Source organism: Rhodococcus sp. R1101 (assembly GCF_000278445.1).
Taxonomy (GTDB): domain Bacteria; phylum Actinomycetota; class Actinomycetes; order Mycobacteriales; family Mycobacteriaceae; genus Rhodococcus; species Rhodococcus gordoniae.
In genome coordinates this window covers 1-966 of sequence record NZ_AJVB01000807.1, presented here as the reverse complement: position 1 = coordinate 966, position 966 = coordinate 1, and the positions used below count along the sequence as shown (strand labels likewise).

The 966-nt window shown below is 66.5% G+C and carries 1 protein-coding gene; it reads right to left on the bottom strand.

From position 1 onward, the window contains the following. Positions 1 to 966: glutamate synthase central domain-containing protein (locus R1101_RS28695; protein ID WP_037225163.1), on the bottom strand; the 966-nt coding region annotated here is incomplete at both ends.

Below are 966 nucleotides of genomic sequence, written 5' to 3'. Positions count from 1 at the left end.
ATCTTGATCTGGATGTCGGTGCAGTTGCTCAGATAGTGCGCGGTCACACCGAATCGACCCGAGGCGACCTGCTTGATCGCCGAGCGCCGCCAGTCGCCGTTCTCGTCCGGGGTGAAACGGCTCGGATGCTCGCCACCCTCACCGGAATTCGAGCGGCCGCCGAGACGGTTCATCGCGATCGCGAGGGTCTCGTGCGCTTCGGCCGAGATGGAGCCGTAGCTCATCGCGCCGGTGGAGAAGCGCTTGACGATCTCGCTCGCCGGCTCGACCTCGTCGAGCGGCACCGGCGGACGCACACCCTTCTTGAACTCGAACAGACCGCGCAGCGACGCGAGCCGCTCCGACTGGTCGTCGACGAGCTTGGTGTACTCCTTGAAGATCGAGTACTGGCCGGTGCGGGTCGCATGCTGGAGCTTGAACACCGTGTCCGGGTTGAACAGGTGGTACTCGCCCTCACGACGCCACTGGTACTCGCCGCCCACCTCGAGCTCGCGGTGCGCGCGCTCGGACTGGCGGTCGAGGAAGGCCGTGCGGTGCCGGGCCGCGACGTCCGCGGCGATCTCGTCGAGTCCCACGCCGCCGAGCTGCGACTGCAGACCGGTGAAGTACTCGTCGACGAGTTCCTGCGACAGGCCGATGACCTGGAACAGCTGGGCACCGGTGTAGGAGGCGAGTGTGGAGATGCCCATCTTGGACATCACCTTCAGCACGCCCTTCGAGGCCGCCTTGATGTAGTTGGCGATCGCCTTCTCGAGGGTGATGCCCTCGGGCAGGTCGCCGTTCTGCAGCAGCTCGTCGATGCTCTCGAACGCCATGTACGGGTTGACCACGGCCGCACCGAAACCGCACAGGGCGGCGATGTGGTGGACCTCGCGGGCGTCGCCCGCCTCGACGAGCAGACCGACCTTGGTGCGGGTCTTCTCACGGACGAGGTGGTGGTGCACCGCGGAGGTGAGCAGCAGCGAC